The organism is Mesorhizobium sp. WSM4848 (assembly GCF_055811375.1).
Window position 1 is genome coordinate 37,922 of the sequence record NZ_JBVVPX010000022.1, and the last position, 17,673, is coordinate 55,594.

A 17,673-nucleotide genomic window follows, 5' to 3' on the forward strand; every position below is an offset into this window, starting at 1 on the left:
TGGATACGAGACCTACCCCAACTGCCCCAGCACCGGGAAATTCTCCAGCAGCCAGTAGGATGCGGCCTGCACGCCGCCGGTCAGGAAAAACACGCCGGCGACGACCAGCAGCGCGCCCATCGCCTTTTCGACACGGCCGAGATGGACCCGGAATTTTGCCAGAAAGCGCATGAAGGCGCCTGAAAACAGCGCCGCTATCAGGAACGGTATGCCGAGGCCGAGCGAATAGGCGGCGAGCAGAGCCGCGCCCTCGCCCACCGTCTCGCGGCCGCCGGCCAGCGTCAGGATCGGCCCCAGCACCGGTCCGATGCAGGGTGTCCAGCCGAAGGCGAAGGCCAGTCCCATGACATAAGCGGCAACGATACTGGCCGGCTTGCCCTGCGACTGGAAGCGCGCCTCGCGCGAAAGCAGCGGGATGCGCAATATGCGGAGAAAATTCAGCCCCATCAGGATGATAAGCACGCCGGCCGCCATCGCTAGCGGCTCCTGCCAGACGCGCAGCAGCCGTCCGATGGTCGAGGCGCCGGCGCCCAGGGCCACGAAGACGGTCGAGAAGCCGAGAACGAAGGCGATCGAGGCATAGAGCAGAGCGCTGCGTGCGTCGGCCTTGGCGGTGACGCCGGCATTGCCGCGGAAATCATCGACCGACACGCCGGCCATATAGCAGAGATAGGGTGGCACCAGCGGCAGCACGCAAGGCGACAGGAACGAGATCGCCCCCGCCCCGACCGCGCTGACATAGCCGATGTCCAATGCCATTCCCGAACTCCAACTGTATCGGCGCCGATATAGCGGCGCGCGGGCTTGTCCGCCAATCACCATTGCGTGGCAAGTTGCCGCCTCGCATCGGAAGAAACGACACGCCAAGCACGTTGATGCAACGAGGCCGCGGCTTTCCGCGCGCTTCTCGATCATATCAGGGAGAGCGTCATGAAATCGATCACAGTTGGGCTGGCGGTGCTTTTGCTCGGCACCGCCACCTCCTATGCCGGCGAAGCGTGGAAAGAAGCCGATGTCGGCGGCACCAAGATATACACCGATGCCAACGGCATGACCCTTTACACCTACGACAAGGACGAGATGGGCAAGTCGAACTGCTACGACAAATGCGCCACCAATTGGCCGCCGCTGAAGGCCGAGGCCGACGCCAAGGCCGAGGGCGAATGGACAATCGTCGACCGCACCGACGGCACCAAGATGTGGGCCTATGAAGGCAAGCCGCTCTACACATTCATCAAGGACAAGAAGGCCGGCGATGTGACCGGCGACGGCGTCGGCGGCGTCTGGCACATCGCCAAGGCCGACTAAGCCCCGAACCTCAATCCTCGCCTTGACCGGCGGGGAATGGCTGGCTGCCGCGTAGCCCCGCAGGCCTCCTGGCGGCCAGCTTCCTGTGCTGTCCCGCTGGACACACGAACCCCACTCGCCACGCCAGTCTCGCCCGCCAGCGTCGTCTCATCATGCCGGGCTTGCCTCAGCTGGGGCTGGCGCGTGATCGATGTTTCTCTTATATCGGCGGAAGTATTTGTCCCGTTCTCCCGGATTCATTGCCGGTTTGTCCAACGATCAGGGCAGCCGCTCTCCCTATCCAGGATTGCGGATATCACATGACGCACCGCTCGATGCAGGACTGCATTTTGGGCGCTTCCCCTTGACCGGATGCAAAAGCACGGCCATGTGAGCGACAATTATACGAGATTTCGTCGCGCGCAGCGGAATTCTTCTGCCGCACCACAGCTGATATGAGACCTCATGGACGTCGTCGTCGTCGAATCGCCGGCCAAAGCGAAGACAATCAACAAGTATCTTGGAAAGAACTACAAGGTCCTGGCCTCGTTCGGCCACGTCCGCGATCTGCCGGCCAAGGATGGCTCGGTGCGTCCGGACGAGGATTTCGCCATGTCCTGGGCTGTCGACACCGCCTCGAGCAAACGTCTTGCCGACATCGCCAGGGCGGTCAAGGACGCCGACGGCCTGATCCTCGCCACCGACCCGGACCGTGAGGGCGAAGCCATTTCCTGGCACGTTCTGGAAGTGCTGAAGCAGAAGCGCGCGCTGAAGGACAAGCCGGTCAGCCGCGTCGTCTTCAACGCCATCACCAAATCGTCGGTGCTGGAAGCGATGGCCAATCCGCGCCAGATCGATGCGCCGCTGGTCGACGCCTATCTCGCCCGCCGCGCGCTCGACTATCTCGTCGGCTTCACGCTTTCGCCCGTGCTGTGGCGCAAGCTGCCCGGCGCCCGCTCCGCCGGCCGCGTCCAGTCGGTGGCGCTGCGCCTCGTCTGCGACCGCGAATTGGAAATCGAGCGCTTCATCCGCGAGGAATATTGGCAGATCGCCGCCATTCTCGGCACGCCGCGCAAGGAAAATTTCGAAGCGCGGCTGACCGCCTTCGATCGCAAGAAGCTGCAAAAGCTCGACATTTCGAACAAGGCGCAGGCCGACGACATCAAGGCAATGCTGGAAGGCGCGACCTTCAAGGCGCTGTCGGTCGAGGCCAAGCCGACCAGGCGCAATCCAGGCCCGCCCTTCACCACATCGACGCTGCAGCAGGCCGCCTCCTCGCGCCTCGGTTTTTCAGCAAGCCGCACCATGCAGGTGGCGCAGCGGCTCTATGAAGGCATGGACATCGGCGGCGAGACCACCGGCCTGATCACCTACATGCGAACCGACGGCGTGCAGATGGCGCCCGAGGCGATATCGGCGGCGCGCGATGCGATCGCAAAGGAGTTCGGCCCAAAATACCTGCCCGAAAAGCCGCGCAACTACACCACCAAGGCCAAGAACGCCCAGGAAGCGCACGAAGCCATCCGCCCGACCGATTTCATGCGCACGCCGGCCTCGGTCAGGCAATATCTGGATGCCGACCAGGCGCGCCTTTACGAGATTGTCTGGAAACGCGCCATCGCCAGCCAGATGCAGCCAGCCGAGATCGAGCGCACCACGGTCGAGATCGAGGCGGTCAACGGCGCCCGCAGCGCCGAGCTTCGCGCCGTCGGTTCGGTCGTTCGCTTCGATGGCTTCATTGCCGCCTATACCGAGCAGAAGGACGAGGATGCCGAAGACGAGGAAGACCGCCGTCTGCCCGAGATCCGTGCCGGCGAACAACTCGACCGCGAGGCGATCAACGCCACCCAGCACACCACCGAACCGCCGCCGCGCTATTCGGAAGCCTCGCTGATCAAGAAGCTGGAAGAGCTCGGCATCGGCCGGCCGTCGACCTACACGGCTATCCTGAAGACGCTGGAGGATCGCGACTACGTCACCCTGGACAAGCGCAAGCTGTTGCCGCAGGCCAAGGGCCGGCTGTTGTCGGCCTTCCTCGAGAGCTTCTTCGAGCGCTATGTCGAGTATGATTTCACCGCCTCGCTCGAGGAAAAGCTCGACGAGATTTCCGACGGCAAGCTCGCCTGGAAGGATGTGCTGCGCGATTTCTGGAAGGATTTTTCCGGCGCCGTGGCCGACATCAAGGAATTGCGCGTCACCGACGTGCTCGACGCCCTCAACGAGGAACTGGCGCCGCTGGTGTTTCCCGCGCGCGAGGACGGTTCGAACCCCCGGATCTGCCCGAAATGCGGCACCGGCAACCTGTCGCTGAAGCTCGGCAAATTCGGCGCCTTTGTCGGCTGCTCGAATTATCCCGAATGCTCCTTCACCCGCCAGCTCGGCGACGCCGCCAACCCCAATGCCGAAAACGGCAATGGCGAGGACGGCACCAAGGTGCTGGGCAAGGACCCCTACACGGCGGAGGAAATCACGCTGCGCAGTGGTCGTTTCGGCCCCTATGTCCAGCGCGGCGACGGCAAGGAAGCCAAGCGCTCCAGCCTGCCCAAGGGCTGGACCGTCGATTCGATCGACCACGAAAAAGCCCTTGCCCTGCTGTCACTGCCGCGCGACGTCGGCAAGCATCCGGAATCCGGCAAGATGATCTCGGCCGGGCTGGGGCGCTACGGTCCGTTCGTGCTGCACGACGGCACCTACGCCAATCTCGACAACATCGAGGACGTGTTCTCGATCGGTCTCAACCGCGCCGTATCGGTGATCGCCGAGAAGCAGTTGAAGGGCCCCGGCGGTCGCAATGGCGGCACGCCGGCCGCCTTGAAGGAACTTGGCGAGCATCCGGCGGGCGGCGGCAAGATCGTCGTGCGTGACGGCAAATACGGGCCTTATGTCAATTTCGGCAAGGTCAATGCGACGCTGCCGAAGGGCAAGGACCCGCAGTCGGTGACGATCGAGGACGCGGTGGCGCTGATTGCCGAGAAGGAAGCCAAGGGCGGCAATGGCGGCAGAAAGCCCTTCCGCAAAGCGGCCGCACCTGCCAAAAAGCCTGCGGCCAAGAAACCGGCGGCCCAGAAACCGGCTGCCAAGAAAGTGGCCAACAAAAAGGGATAGTGCATCGTGGCGCGCAGGGTATCCGGAAGAAGTCATGGCGATCTGCGCACCGCCGACACCAGGGCCAAGGTCAAGGATGATTACCGGCCGTCCCGCGACGAGATCCTGCGCTACATCGCCGAAAATCCGGATCGCTCAGGCAAACGCGACATCGCCAAGGCGTTTGCGCTGCGCGGCGAGGACCGTATCTGGCTGAAGGACGTTTTGCGCGACTTGCAGGATGAGGGCCTGCTGACCAAGGAGCGCAAGCGGCTCGCCCGCGTCGGCGCCCTCGCCCATGTCGCCGTGCTCGACATCTTTGGCCGCGACGCCGACGGCGTGCTGCTGGCGCACCCAACCGAAGCCGTGGGCAACGGCGAACCTCCTGTCATAGCGATCCGCGTGTCGCGCGGCGGCGGCGGCCCGACACCGGGCATTGGCGACCGCGTGCTGGCCAAGACCTTTCCAACCGATGATCCGACCGGCCCTGCCTATACCGGGCGGGTGATGAAGATCTTCGAGAAGCGCGCCGATGCAGTTCTCGGCGTTTTTCGCGTGCTGCAGGACGGTACCTTCCGCATCGAGCCTGTCGAAAGGCGCCAGCCGGAGCTGGTCGTCGACAAGGAATTCCAGAACGGCGCCAAGAACGGCGATCTGGTCGAGGTCGAGCCGGCGCGGGCCTCCCGCTACGGGCTGCCCAGGGCCAAGGTGCTGGCGGTGCTGGGTTCGCTGACCAGCGAAAAGGCGGTCTCGATGATCGCCATTCACGCGCACGACATTCCGCATATTTTCCCGGCAGACGTCATCGCCGAGGCGGAGGCGGTCAAACCGGCGACGCTGGCCGGCCGCGAAGACTGGCGCGAGCTGCCGCTGGTCACCATCGATCCGGCCGACGCCAAGGACCATGACGACGCTGTGTTCGCCACAGCAGATCCGGACGAGAAGAACCCCGGCGGCGTGGTCGTTACCGTGGCGATTGCCGATGTTGCCGCTTATGTGCGCTATGGCACCGCGCTCGACCGCGAGGCGCTGAAGCGTGGCAACTCGGTCTATTTCCCCGATCGCGTCGTGCCGATGCTGCCGGAGCGCATCTCCAACGACCTTTGTTCGCTGCGCGAAGGCCAGGACCGCCCGGCGCTGGCGGTCCGCATGACCTTCTCGGCCGACGGCCGCAAGCTCAGGCATTCGTTCCACCGCATCATGATGAAATCGGCGGCAAAGCTAGCCTATCCCCAGGCGCAAGCCGCGATCGACGGCGCGCCGGACGACAAGACCGGCCCGATCCTCGACACGGTGCTGAAGCCGCTGTGGGACGCCTATGCGGTCGTGAAGCGCGGTCGTGAGACGCGCCAGCCGCTCGAGCTCGAACTGCCGGAGCGGAAAATCCTGCTCAAGGAGGACGGCACCGTCGACCGCGTCGTCGTGCCGGAGCGGCTCGACGCGCACAAGCTGATCGAAGAATTCATGATCCAGGCCAATGTCGCGGCGGCCGAGACGCTGGAGGCGAAACGACAGGCGCTGGTCTACCGCATCCATGACGCACCTTCGCTCGCCAAGCAGGAATCGCTGCGTGAATTCCTGCAGACGCTTGGCCTGTCGCTGGCGCGCGGCGCCCAGATGCAGCCGAACCAGTTCAACGGCATTCTGGATCGCGTCCGCGGCGCCGACCATGAGGGGCTGGTCAACGAGGTGGTACTGCGCACGCAGATGCAGGCCGAATATTCGCCAAGCAATATCGGCCATTTCGGCCTCAATCTGAAGCGCTATGCGCACTTCACCTCGCCGATCCGCAGATATGCCGACCTGATCGTGCATCGCGGGCTGATTGCCGCGCTCGGCTTCGGAGCAGGCGGACTGACGCAGGATGAAGCGGAGCGGCTGGAAGAAGTTTCTGCGCTGATCTCAGCCACCGAACGCCGCGCCATGGCCGCCGAGCGCGACACGGTCGACCGGCTGATCGCCGCCTATCTCGCAGAGCGTGTCGACGATCGCTTCGATGCACGCATCTCGGGCGTCACCAAATCGGGACTATTTGTCCAATTGCCGCAGTATGGCGCAGATGGTTTCATTCCGGTGTCAAGTCTGGGCGGCGATTACTATATATACGACGAAACTGCCCGATCGCTTTTCGGAGAACGCACCGGCAAGGGCTATCAGCTTGCCGACCGCGTCGAGGTTCGCCTGATCGAGGTGGCGCCTATGGCCGGCGCGATGCGTTTCGAGATGCTGACCGACCCAAAGCCGCTGCCCGGCTCCAAACGGTCGTTTCACAAGGCCAAGGGCCGCGCCCGTGCGTCGCAATCGCGTCCAGGCTCGCGCGGCAGGAGACGGTAATGCCAAGCGATCTAAAAAAGAACCAACAGGTTTTCGGCGGCCAACATCAGTCGGGCCGGATCGCCCGCCCGCTGTGGACGGCGATGAAGCGTGGCGCGCTTGGCCGCTGCCCGCATTGCGGCGAGGGAAAACTTTTTCGTGCCTTCGTCAAGACCGTCAATAAATGCGATCATTGCGGCGAGGCGCTTCATCACCACCGCGCCGACGACCTGCCGGCCTACCTGGTGGTGGCCATCGTCGGCCACATCGTGCTCGGCGCCTTCATGGGTGTCGAAGCGGCCTCCACTCTGTCCACCTGGCAGCACATCGCCATCTGGGTGCCGCTGACCATCCTCATGGCGATCGTCTTGCTGCAGCCGGTCAAGGGCGCCGTCATCGGCCTGCAATGGGCGTTCTATATGCACGGCTTCGGCGGGGAAGAAGATCTGATCGAGTCGCATCCCGAGGCTTGAAACCGAGGCTGGCGCAAATCGGCATGGCTGGACGCCACTTTCGCATCGGAGAAGATTCCGCTAGGTCGTGCGCATGGACGTTATGACCAAGGCGGAAGTCGACAAGGTTGAGCCGATCGCGCTCGACGCCAGGCCTATACGCCCGCGCGACGCCGCGACGCTGATCCTGCTCGATCGCAGGGACGCCGAGTTCCTGGTGCTGATGGGCAGGCGCCACGCCCGTCACGCCTTCATGCCGGGGAAATTCGTCTTTCCCGGTGGCCGTACCGATCCGGCCGACAGCCGAATTCCCGTTGCCACAGGGCTGCATCCTGAGGAACAGGTGAGGCTGACCGCCGGCGTCGGCCGCACCAGCCCGGCCCGCGCCCGCGCCATCGCTCTGTCGGCGATTCGCGAGACCTATGAAGAAGCCGGCCTGCTGATCGGCCAGAAGGGCGCCTTCGCCACGACCAGGCGCGATTGGCAGGGTTTTGCCGAGCACGGCGTAAGACCGTCGCTGGAAGCGCTGCGCTTCATCGCGCGCGCCATCACGCCGCCAAACCGGGTGCGGCGCTTCGACACGCGCTTCTTCAGCGCCTGGCGCGAAGATGTTGCCGTCGAGCTGCCGGACGGCGGTCCAACCAACGAGCTGGAGGAACTGGTCTGGCTGCCGCTCGCCAAGGCCCGAGAAGCTGATATTCCCGACATCACCAGGGCTATCCTGGAGGAGCTGGAAAAGCGGCTCGTCGACGATCCGCTGCTGCGCCCCGGTGGTTCCGTGCCGTTCTACCGGCTTGTCCGCAATCGCTTCGTTCGCGAAATTCTGTAGAGCATAGAGCATTCACATCCCATGACGGTCGATACCCAGCAAGAGATCGAGGAACGGGTCCATTGGTTGCCGATGATCGCGGCGATCTCGTCGATCAGCGTCGTCGGCATCGCCATCGGCCTCGGCATGCCGCTGCTCAGCGTCATTCTCGAAACGCGCGGCCATTCGGCGTCGATGATCGGCTTCAACACCGCTGTCGCCGGCCTCGCCTCGATCGCCGGCGCACCGCTCGCCACCCCGCTCGCGATGCGGTTCGGCGTCGCCAGGACGATGCTCGCCATGATCGCCACGGGAGTGCTGGCCTTTGTCGGCTTCCATTTCGCACCGGACTTCTGGATGTGGTTTCCGCTGCGCGTCCTGCTGCACATCGCGCTGACGGTGCTGTTCATCCTGTCGGAATTCTGGATCAGCACATCGGCGCCGCCGCACCGGCGCGGTCTCGTCCTCGGCATCTACGCCACGGTGCTGTCGCTCGGCTTTGCCGCCGGGCCGTGGCTGTTCGCCCAGCTCGGCAGCGCCGGCTTCCTGCCCTTCGGCGTCATCATGGCGCTGGTGACGCTGGCCGCCATTCCAGTTCTGGCCGCACGCAACGAGAGCCCGACGATCGTCTCCAATGGCGAAACCAGCAACTTCCTGCGCTACATCTGGTTGGTGCCGACGGCGACCGCTGCGGTGCTGGTGTTCGGCGCGGTCGAGACCGGCGGTTTTGCGCTGTTTCCCGTCTACGGCAATCGCATCGGCTACTCCGAGGCCGACGCCGCCCTGCTGCTCACCATGATCGGCCTCGGCAACGTGCTGTTGCAGATCCCGCTCGGCATGATCAGCGATCGCGTCAGCGACCGCCGTTATCTGCTTCTGGCCTGTGCAACCATCGGGCTTGCCGGCACCATCTTCATGCCGCACTTCGCGCAGAACTGGCATCTGATGGCGGCGCTTCTGTTCGTCTGGGGCGGCGTCGTCGCGGCCATGTACACGATCGGCCTGGCCCATCTCGGCTCGCAGCTTTCCGGCCACGACCTGGCCTCGGCCAACGCCGCCTTCGTGCTCTGCTACGGTGTCGGCATGGTGCTCGGCCCGCAGGCGATTGGCATCGGCATGGACCTTTTCGGCCCCTCCGGTTTCGGCTGGGCGCTCGGCATGTTCTTCGCCTTCTATATCGCGCTGGTCGGCGCCAGGCTCGTCCGAAAAATCCTGTAGAAAGACTGGTCGATGCCTCAGATGGCGCAATGCTGCTGACATGACCGTGTCAGCAGCACCTGGGTAGATTGTCAGCAACACGCCACGAATTTGAGGATGCCGCCATGATCGACTCCGGGTTTGAAACGAAATCGCTGCGGATGGAATTGCTGCTGCTTGTGACCTTCCAGGCGCCGGCTTCCGATGTCGATCGCATCATGGAAGCGGTGGTCGCGATCGCCCCGCTCACCATGGGCAAATACGACAGCAATGCCTACCAGTCGGCGCACGGCATCGAGCGCTACCGGGCGCTCGTAGGTGCTGCCGCCGGCGCCGAGACCGATTTGCGCCGACGGCATGGCACGGTGGAAGTGTCGTTCGAGCTGCCCGACGACCAGGCGTTGGCCGCCCGCGTCGTCGAGGCGATCTTCCAGGTCCACAGCTATCAGGAGCCGGTGATCCGCATCCAGCCGATCCTCGCCAGCCGCTCCAAGGGATTGGACGACCGCTCCAACCCGAACCGCTGGTGGAACACCACGGGAGACTGGAAGAAGGCCGCCCCAGTTAAGGAAGAGGCGCTCTCACAGGGTTGACTTTCCGGGCGCGTTGTTTATGTGTCGCGCCAAGTTTCCCGCGTCCGGGTGTTTTCCCGTGCTCCAGCGGCCAAGACTCCACGAACATAATGGACTGATACAATGGCCAAAGCCGCAAACATCAAGATCAAGCTTCTGTCGACCGCCGACACCGGTTTCTTCTACGTGACCAGCAAGAACAGCCGCACCAAGACCGACAAGCTGTCGTTCCGCAAATACGATCCGGTCGCCAAGAAGCACGTCGAGTTCAAGGAAACCAAGATCAAGTAATCTGCTTTCCTGCTCTAGACAAAAACGCCGCCCCTGTGGGCGGCATTTTTGTTTTCAAAGCTCGAAAAGTCAATAATTTCCAATGCTTGGCGCAGAGTCTTGATTTCATTTTGAGAATTGGGGGCCGGCCGGCGTTTGGCAGCGGTACGAGGAGGCCACTATGTGCCAGCGCCGGCCGGCCGACCCCACGGACCCAGGAGATGCGGCGGACCTGAATCATGGGGTATTCTTCGGATCGATCCGGCGATCTACCCTCGCGCCGATCCCGTCATTGGCCTGCACATTTGCGCAACAGCCTGTGAAAATCAACAATTTCTTAACCAAGCCCGGCGAATCGCTTGCGTTAAGGTAAATTCGTAACCCTGTCGCATTGACAGGATAATCGGACCTTACGCCGCCTTGGCGACGACCCGGTTGCGGCCGGCGCTCTTGGCTTCGTAGAGCGCGAGGTCGGCCCGCTTCATCAGCCCGGCAACCGAGTCGACACCCCTCAGCACCGACGACACGCCGACGCTGACGGTAACCTCGATCGTCTTGCCGTCCTGACCGACGGCAAACGGCATCTGGGCGATTTCGGCGCGAATACGCTCCGCGACCTTTTCGGCGACCGCGCCGTCCGTGTCCGGCATCACCACGACGAACTCCTCGCCACCGAAGCGGCAGGCGAGATCGATGCCGCGCACATTCTTGCGCAGCCGCCGCGCGAATTCGCGCAGCACTTCGTCACCGCCGTCATGGCCATGCGTATCGTTGACGGTCTTGAAGCGGTCGAGATCGGTGATCATCACCGACAGCGGCCGCCGCCGCGCCACGGCGCGGTCGAACAGTGTCTGCAGATGGCTGTCGAGGTAACGGCGATTGTGCAATCCCGTCAGCGCGTCGATCACCGCCATCTCGATGGTCTGGGTTACGCTGGCGCGCAGCTGATCGTTGTAACGCTTGCGGCGCACCTGCGTGCGCAGCCGAGCGGTTAGCTCCTGCTGGTCGATCGGCCGCATCAGATAATCGTTGATGCCGAGCTCGAGCCCGCGGACGATGCGCCCCTCCTCACCCTGCTCCGCCAGAAGGATGATCGGCAGGAAACGGGTGCGATCGAGCGAACGCAGCTGCGAGCAGAGCCTGAGCGGATCGAAATCGGCAAAACCCGTCGAGATCATCACGCATTCATAGGGCGTCTCGGCGGCCTGGAAGAAGCCGGCATGCGGATCGGTGGCAATGTCGAGGTAGGCGCTGCCGCGCAGCATCTTCTGGACGCGCTCGAAGGAGGATTTGCGGTCGTCGATCAGCAGAACCTTCGGCGTGGTGTCCGCGGATGCGAAGTTGCGGCTCAACAGCTCCTCGATGCCGATATTGCGCGTGGTCGAGGCGCGCAGGCGCAGCTCGTCGGTCAAAGTCTTCAGCCTGACCAGGCTTTTGACGCGCGTCATCAATTGCAGATCGTTGACCGGCTTGGTCAGAAAATCGTCCGCACCGGCCTCAAGGCCGCGCACCCGGTCCGAAACCTGGTCGAGCGCGGTGATCATGACGACCGGGATGTGCGACGTCGCCGGATCGCTCTTCAGCCGGCGGCAGACTTCGAAGCCGTCCATATCAGGCATCATCACGTCGAGCAGAACGACATCGACCTTGCCGTTTTCGCAGGTCTCGATCGCATCCAGCCCGTTGGTGGCGGTCAGCACCTCGAAATATTCGGCAAGCAGCCGGACCTCGAGCAGCCTGACATTGGCAGGGATGTCGTCGACGACGAGGATCCGTGCAGTCATCTCATAAAGCTCCGGCTCGGCTGGAAGGGCGCATCAGGCGTCGCCCAGATAGGATTTGATGGTTTCGATGAAACGCGGCACCGAGATCGGCTTGGAAATATAGGCTTCGCAGCCACCCTGGCGGATACGCTCCTCATCGCCCTTCATCGCGAATGCGGTGACGGCAATGACCGGGATGACATGGAGGTCGTCGTCCTCCTTCAGCCATTTGGTCACTTCCAACCCCGACACTTCGGGCAGCTGGATGTCCATCAAAATGAGGTCCGGCTTGTGCAGTCGCGCCAAATCCAGCGCTTCCAGACCGTTGCGCGTGCGTACCGTCTCGTAACCGCTCGCTTCGATGAGGTCGCGAAAGAGCTTCATGTTGAGCTCGTTGTCCTCGACGATCATGACCTTCTTAGGCATCAAATTCCCGTCCCGGCCTGCCTTCCGCTCGAAGGATGCCGCCATGCGCCCTCGCCGGTACGCACCAAACCATGCTCGACTCTACCGCGAGATAATTGACGAAACGGAAACCGGCTGCCGGAAAAGCTTCGGATTTCACCGCGAACTCCGCATTGCAGAGACAGATGGCTTGCCGCAGGCGACGCTTGCGATTACTGCCAAAAACAGACTCATTCCACCGCACAAGAAGGTAGCGATGGCAAACGCAGCGTCAATGCGCGAGGGAGCGGAAACCATTGCCGTGAAGGCATTGGGCTTCGTCGCCGCCGATCCGGAACTTCTGTCGCGCTTCCTAGCGATCACCGGCATCGAGGCGCATTCCATCCGCCAGGCCGCTGGCGAGCCGGGATTCCTGGCCGGCGTGCTGCAGTTCGTCCTCGCCCACGAGCCGACGCTCATGCGGTTCGCGGCGGAAACTGGCACGCCGCCGGCTTCCGTCGGCAGGGCGCTGCGGGCGCTGCCGCTGGGCGACGACGATCACGAGCGTTCGATATAAGCGACGACCGGATCGCCAAAGCGGCTACGGCGTCGTTTCTTCTTCGCTGCCGTCGCCGTCACCATTCGCATCCGGATCGGCCGGCTTCACCATGACACCATTGACGGTGACCGAACCGTCCGGCTTGCCGTTGACGACCCATTCGATACGGCCGTCCGGCAGCGTCTTGCCGAATCCCTTGATCGCAAGCGCCACCGGCACATATTGCGCGGCTTCCGGCTCCGACTTCGCCGCCGCCTGCAGGCTTTCCACGATCCTGTCATAGCCCGCGATATCGATGGTCACATTGGCCTCCGGCTTCATGCCGGCGAACGTCATCTCGCCTTCCATCGCGATTTCCATGTCGCCGTTTTTCACCGTGCTGTGGCCGATGACAAATTTCGGCATCTTGGCCATGAAATCGGCGGTCAAGGTGTCGCCGAAGTCGGCCGGCAGCGGTGGATTCTTGTTCAGATCAAAGGCTTCGATCGCCTTCTTCGCCATGCTGTCGAGATCGATATTGGCGCCGCCGAAATTCAGGCTGACATCGGTGGGCAGCAGCGCCGTGCCCCAGGCGGGCATGAGATTGTCAGGGATCTTCAGTCCCGCGGCCTTGATCGAATAGTTGATTGCTCCGTTCTGGGCGATGCCGTCGGTCCCGAAGCCTGTGTCCAGCTCAGTCGCACTGAAATGCCCGACCGGGCTTTCGACGGTGAGATCCTTGAACCCGTAGGTTCCGTCGATCCGCTCCCACAGCGGCAGCGCGGCGAGCAAGAGCGATTTGAGCTGCGCCTGGTTGGCCTTCAGTCTGGCCTCGTCTTCATTGGCCACGGCAAATGCCAGCAGATCGAGAAGCGGCCTGGTCCGCACGCCTTTGCCGGTCGCGTTCACCGACAGCGTTGGCGATTTGATCGTAAGCGGGAATTTCAGCCCGCTTTTGGGATCGTCAAAGTCGAGCGCTTCGGTGAAATCGGCGAGCGTCTGCGTCGCGGTGAAATCCACGCCGCCATTCGCAGCTTTGCTTGCGTTCATGGTGGCCGTACCGGCGCCGGTGCTCACCTTGGCGCGCTGCACGGTGTCCTGGGAATTCATCGTCATCCCGGCTATCGACTGTGTGGCGCTGGTGAAAGCCGCCAGTACGGGATCGTAGACGCCGGAAAACTTGCCGTCTGTAATCGAGAACCGCATGCTCTGCGGGCCCTCTGGCCCCTTGAACTCGAAGGACCCGCTTTGCGACACATCCGCCGAGACGCTCCATGTCCCGTTGCTGCTTGGCTTGACGAGCAGTGCGTAGGGGCTGACGTCGAACTTGAAGGAATGCTGCGCCGCCAGCAGGTCCACGACAGGTTTGAAATCGACGGCGAGTTTGTAGGCGTCGCCTTCCACCGAAACCTTGAGGAAGCCGCTGTCGATCGCCTTGCTGCCGATATAGCGGGACAGATTTTCGGAGAGCTGCTTGGCACCCTCGCCGTCGACGGTCTGGCCGAAGGCAGGCGCGCTGAGCGCGAGGACAAAGACGGCCGGCAGAACACGATTCACGCAGAATCTCCGTTGCTATTTCTGTGGTAAAAACTCCAGCCGCAACCGTAAGCGGAAACCGGCGGGGTGCAATCCCCTCGTCGGGGCTGGAAGCCGATCTATAACCAGCCTTCGCCCCCCGCGCTATCCTCCGGCATCGACTGTGGAGCCTCGGGTCGCCTTCTTCGACATAACAACGCAGGCGGTGCGGGCGTTGAGCAGGCCCCAGCCGAAGACGGCGTCCTTGCCCGGCGTGCCGAGATCTTCCGCCGACTTGCCGAGCGCGTCTTGAATGTCGGCTGCGGTGGCGTTGCTGTTTGCCGACTTCATCAACGCCGCCGCGGCGGCGACAAACGGCGCCGCGAAGGAGGTGCCGGTCTTCGGCCGTGCGCCGCTGACCGACGCGGCTGTCCATATGTCGACGCCGGGGGCCGACAAATCGATGTGCTCGCCGCGGCCGGCGCGCCTGTAGGGGCGTTTCATGCGATCGACCGCCGTCACCGCGACCACTTCAGCGTAGGCCGCCGGATAGGCAGGCCCGGCTTTCGGGCCGCCATTGCCGGCGGCTGCGACAATCACCATGCCGCGTTCGGAGAGTCTTCGGACAACCTGCTCGAGAAGCGCGTTCGGCGGACCCGACAGGCTCATATTCGTCACCTGCACGCCGCGCGCCGAAAGAAGGTCGAGCGCGCGAAGCAGATCGTAGGCGTCCGAGCGGTCATCCTGGCGATCGCCCCGATGAAACGCATCGACCGCGATGAGCCTGGCGTGCGGCAGCAGGCCGGGGGTACGGCTGTCGGCGCCGCCGACGAGCAGGGCCGCGACGGCGGTGCCGTGCTGGCGGCCGGACTCGGGAACGCCGTCGTCCGACAGGCGAAGAACTTCGACCCGGCCTTTCGAGAAGGCGGCGTGCGCAGGATTGATCGCCGTGTCGATAAGGCCGATCGTGACATTGCCACCGCAGCCGGCTGGCAGCCCGGTACCGGCCGGCCAGCCGATCAGGCCCGCGGCGGCGCAGTGCGGCCCGGCACATTCGGCTTCTTGTCCGGGCCGGTAGTAATGCACGAATCTGCCGTCGACTGCGGAGCGGCATCGATGACAAGATCGCGCGCAGCCTCCAGCGGCATGTTAGGTGGAATGCGCAGCCGAATCAGCTCGGATCCAAAAAGCTGAATGTCGGCACGGTCCAGTACGGTGAAGCCGGTTGCCTGAAGCCGACCGATCTCAGCCGAACTCAGCCCGGTCGCCACGATCTGGTCCGGTGCCCGAGACGGCAACGGGACTGCTGGCCGTTGCGCACGCCTTGGCGGGCGCGGAAGAAACCGATCCGTCAGCGTGCGAAACAGGTTCGGTCCGGTCGATCGGCGGGACGACGTTCGCGATCCGCCAGACGAAGCGCCGGACTGACCGCCGTCATCACCACCGTCATCACCACCGCCATCGTCACCGCCACCATCGTCATCGGCGAACGCCGATCTTGGTCCGAACCCACCGAGCCCCAGTTGGCCGCTCGGCGCCTGAGGATCGACGATCAATGCGACGGCGACCCAGAAAAGCAGCAGGGCTTTTGGTCTCAACCAGGAGCTGTAGCGCATCGTCTCCCTCCACATTTCCGGCCGTCGCCGATTTTCAAGGTCGCGAGGCTAGCGGAGCTATCCGGCAATAAGCTAGCCTTGCGAGGAACGGGCGCGGGGCCGCTTTATTCCAGAACTTGGAGCAACATGCCGGAAAAAGCCGATCGCGTCCAAGATCAGCTTGTCGCATTTCTGCCGAATCTGCGCCGGTTCGCGATTGCGCTGTGCCGGTCCCGCGATATGGCGGATGATCTTGTCCAGCGCGCCTGCGAACGGGCGCTCGCCAACGAGCAGCGGTTCGAGTCAGGGACGCGCTTCGACGCGTGGATGTTCAGGATTCTGAGAAATCTGTGGATCGATGACATCCGCAAGCGCAAGGTCGCCGGCCCGCAGGACGATATTGACGAGCGCCATGACATCGCCGGCGTTTCCGGTGAGCGCGAGCTGGAGGCGCGGCTGGCGCTGAACAGCGTGGCGCAAGCCATAGGCGAGCTCGCCGCCGACCAGCGCGACGTGCTGCTTCTGGTCTGCGTCGAAGAGCTTTCCTACAGGCAAGCCGCACAAGTCCTCGCCGTGCCGATCGGGACGGTGATGAGCAGGCTGGCCCGAGCGAGGAAGAATCTGGCGGAGGCGACCGGAATATCTTCGGCGCCCACCCGTTCTCCGGTCACAAAAGGGGTTGCAAAATGACCGAAGAGACTTTTTCGGACGAAATCCTGATGCGTTTCGCCGATGGTGAGCTTGATCCCGACATGGTCGCCAGGATCGAGCAGGCGATGGAAACGGACGACCGTCTGGTTGCCAGGATTGCTGTGTTCATCGAAACCAGGGCGCAGGCGCAGGCCGCGCTGAAGCCGTTGCTCGACGAGCCGGTTCCCGAAAACCTTGTCGCGGCCGTCGAGCAGATGATCGAGGCCAGGCGTGCCGGCGAGAATTCGGCCACAGCATCGATACTGCCCTTCGGCAGCAGGCGCGCAGCAGCGCCTGCTTCGAGGTCTCGCTGGATGCTGCCAATTGCCGCCTCTCTCGCGGCGGCCGTTGTCGGCGGGCTCGCCGGCTATTGGGCAGCGGCCACCAACGAACGCACGCAGGGCGGCTTGTGGGTTGCCGGCGTCATCAGGCCGGCCTTGGCCCAAGCCCTTGAAACGGTCGAGTCCGGCAAGGAAATCAAGCTCGCAGGGATCAGCGACCGGTTCCGGGCCATCGCTACGTTCCGTAACGATAAGCAGGATTTGTGCCGCGAATTCGAGGTCGACTCGCAGAACCGCTCCACTGTGGTGTCGGTCGCCTGCCGTTCCCGCGACGAATGGCGCGTCAGCTTCGCGGTCGTGGCGCCCGGCGACGCCGGAGGCTATGCCCCGGCCTCGTCGACCGAAGCCCTCGACGCTTACCTTTCGGCGATCGAAGCAGGCGCTCCGATGTCTGCCGAGGAGGAAGTCCAGGCGCTGACCGAGGTCCGTCAAAAGGACCGGAAGTGAAACTGCGACGGTCCGGCTTTTTCTGAATGGAATAAAACCGGAGATCGCCCGTTACTCCGCCGGGCCGCAACTGCCGGTCCGGTCTGAAACAAGGAGTAACTGCCATGGCAAGACACTGGAAACTCAAGTCGGCACTGGTCGCAGGAATGGCAGCGCTCGCGGGCACCGCGGCGCAGGCGAAGGAGTCTCCCGCGGCGGCGCCGGAAACCGAGCGTCCGCCGGCCGCTATGTCCAGCCAGAGCGACGGTTCCTTCATCGTCGCTGGCAACAGCTCTTCAAATTCGAGCTCCAATTCGTCGTCCAACGGTTCGTCGAATTCCAGCTCTAATTCGTCGAGCAATTCGAATTCGAACTCCAGCTCCAATTCCTCGAGCAACTCGAATTCGAACTCATCGTCGAACAGTTCCTCCAACTCGA

The 17,673-nt window shown here is 63.4% G+C and carries 18 protein-coding genes; 11 read left to right on the top strand and 7 right to left on the bottom strand.

What is annotated here, in order from left to right; genetic code table 11:
* Window positions 1-12 precede the first annotated feature (12 nt).
* Complete coding sequence (locus AC0L16_RS20040; RefSeq protein ID WP_473622754.1) at window positions 13-759, bottom strand: cytochrome c biogenesis CcdA family protein; 747 nt, start codon at window positions 757-759, stop codon at window positions 13-15.
* 171 nt (window positions 760-930) lie between these two features.
* Here AC0L16_RS20040 and AC0L16_RS20045 point away from each other — a divergent pair, with 171 nt between their 5' ends.
* From AC0L16_RS20045 to rpmG, 8 genes are all read left to right on the top strand, one after another.
* Window positions 931-1,308 (top strand): COG4315 family predicted lipoprotein, encoded by a 378-nt coding sequence (locus AC0L16_RS20045; RefSeq protein WP_473622755.1) that lies wholly within the window; start codon window positions 931-933, stop codon window positions 1,306-1,308.
* 444 nt (window positions 1,309-1,752) lie between these two features.
* Window positions 1,753-4,392 carry a type I DNA topoisomerase gene (topA, locus tag AC0L16_RS20050; protein ID WP_473622756.1) on the top strand — a complete coding sequence of 880 codons (2,640 nt, stop codon included), beginning with the start codon at window positions 1,753-1,755 and terminating at the stop codon, window positions 4,390-4,392.
* Window positions 4,393-4,398: 6 nt separating this feature from the next.
* Entirely contained in the window at window positions 4,399-6,705 is a 2,307-nt protein-coding gene (gene rnr, locus AC0L16_RS20055; RefSeq protein WP_473622757.1) for a ribonuclease R, read from the top strand.
* On the top strand, window positions 6,705-7,157 hold the full coding sequence (locus AC0L16_RS20060) for a DUF983 domain-containing protein (protein ID WP_473622758.1): 453 nt from the start codon (window positions 6,705-6,707) through the stop codon (window positions 7,155-7,157). Before rnr ends, AC0L16_RS20060 begins: the two co-directional genes overlap by 1 nt.
* A 73-nt stretch (window positions 7,158-7,230) precedes the next feature.
* Entirely contained in the window at window positions 7,231-7,965 is a 735-nt protein-coding gene (locus tag AC0L16_RS20065; protein ID WP_473622759.1) for an NUDIX hydrolase, read from the top strand.
* A gap of 21 nt (window positions 7,966-7,986) precedes the next feature.
* Entirely contained in the window at window positions 7,987-9,162 is a 1,176-nt protein-coding gene (locus tag AC0L16_RS20070; protein WP_473622760.1) for an MFS transporter, read from the top strand.
* Window positions 9,163-9,266: 104 nt separating this feature from the next.
* Window positions 9,267-9,734, top strand: coding sequence for a YqfO family protein (locus AC0L16_RS20075; RefSeq protein ID WP_473622761.1), 468 nt, complete (start codon window positions 9,267-9,269; stop codon window positions 9,732-9,734).
* Between the two features lie 102 nt (window positions 9,735-9,836).
* The gene (gene rpmG / locus AC0L16_RS20080; protein WP_006201775.1) at window positions 9,837-10,004 is read left to right on the top strand and encodes a 50S ribosomal protein L33; all 168 of its coding nucleotides are present in this window, start codon (window positions 9,837-9,839) and stop codon (window positions 10,002-10,004) included.
* Between the two features lie 389 nt (window positions 10,005-10,393).
* On the opposite strand, the gene AC0L16_RS20085 is transcribed toward rpmG, so the two are convergent.
* Window positions 10,394-11,767, bottom strand: a complete 1,374-nt coding sequence (locus AC0L16_RS20085; RefSeq protein WP_473622762.1) for a PleD family two-component system response regulator — start codon at window positions 11,765-11,767, stop codon at window positions 10,394-10,396.
* A 33-nt stretch (window positions 11,768-11,800) separates the two neighbouring features.
* Complete coding sequence (locus AC0L16_RS20090) at window positions 11,801-12,157, bottom strand: response regulator (protein WP_287247952.1); 357 nt, start codon at window positions 12,155-12,157, stop codon at window positions 11,801-11,803.
* A gap of 250 nt (window positions 12,158-12,407) precedes the next feature.
* Here AC0L16_RS20090 and AC0L16_RS20095 point away from each other — a divergent pair, with 250 nt between their 5' ends.
* Window positions 12,408-12,707, top strand: coding sequence for a DUF3572 domain-containing protein (locus AC0L16_RS20095; protein WP_473622764.1), 300 nt, complete (start codon window positions 12,408-12,410; stop codon window positions 12,705-12,707).
* A 24-nt stretch (window positions 12,708-12,731) separates the two neighbouring features.
* On the opposite strand, the gene AC0L16_RS20100 is transcribed toward AC0L16_RS20095, so the two are convergent.
* The 4 genes from AC0L16_RS20100 to AC0L16_RS20115 form a co-directional block, all read right to left on the bottom strand.
* Window positions 12,732-14,225, bottom strand: coding sequence for a hypothetical protein (locus AC0L16_RS20100; protein ID WP_473622765.1), 1,494 nt, complete (start codon window positions 14,223-14,225; stop codon window positions 12,732-12,734).
* Window positions 14,226-14,348: 123 nt separating this feature from the next.
* The gene (locus AC0L16_RS20105; RefSeq protein ID WP_473622766.1) at window positions 14,349-15,269 is read right to left on the bottom strand and encodes a S8 family serine peptidase; all 921 of its coding nucleotides are present in this window, start codon (window positions 15,267-15,269) and stop codon (window positions 14,349-14,351) included.
* Window positions 15,203-15,454 (bottom strand): hypothetical protein, encoded by a 252-nt coding sequence (locus AC0L16_RS20110; RefSeq protein ID WP_473622768.1) that lies wholly within the window; start codon window positions 15,452-15,454, stop codon window positions 15,203-15,205. The genes AC0L16_RS20105 and AC0L16_RS20110 overlap by 67 nt, the downstream gene beginning before the upstream one ends.
* Before the next feature lie 80 nt (window positions 15,455-15,534).
* Entirely contained in the window at window positions 15,535-15,666 is a 132-nt protein-coding gene (locus AC0L16_RS20115) for a hypothetical protein (RefSeq protein WP_473622769.1), read from the bottom strand.
* Between the two features lie 259 nt (window positions 15,667-15,925).
* Between AC0L16_RS20115 and AC0L16_RS20120 the strand changes: the two genes are divergently transcribed.
* Window positions 15,926-16,468 (top strand): RNA polymerase sigma factor, encoded by a 543-nt coding sequence (locus tag AC0L16_RS20120; protein WP_473622771.1) that lies wholly within the window; start codon window positions 15,926-15,928, stop codon window positions 16,466-16,468.
* On the top strand, window positions 16,465-17,256 hold the full coding sequence (locus AC0L16_RS20125) for an anti-sigma factor family protein (protein WP_473622773.1): 792 nt from the start codon (window positions 16,465-16,467) through the stop codon (window positions 17,254-17,256). The genes AC0L16_RS20120 and AC0L16_RS20125 overlap by 4 nt, the downstream gene beginning before the upstream one ends.
* The last annotated feature ends 417 nt before the right edge of the window (window positions 17,257-17,673 follow it).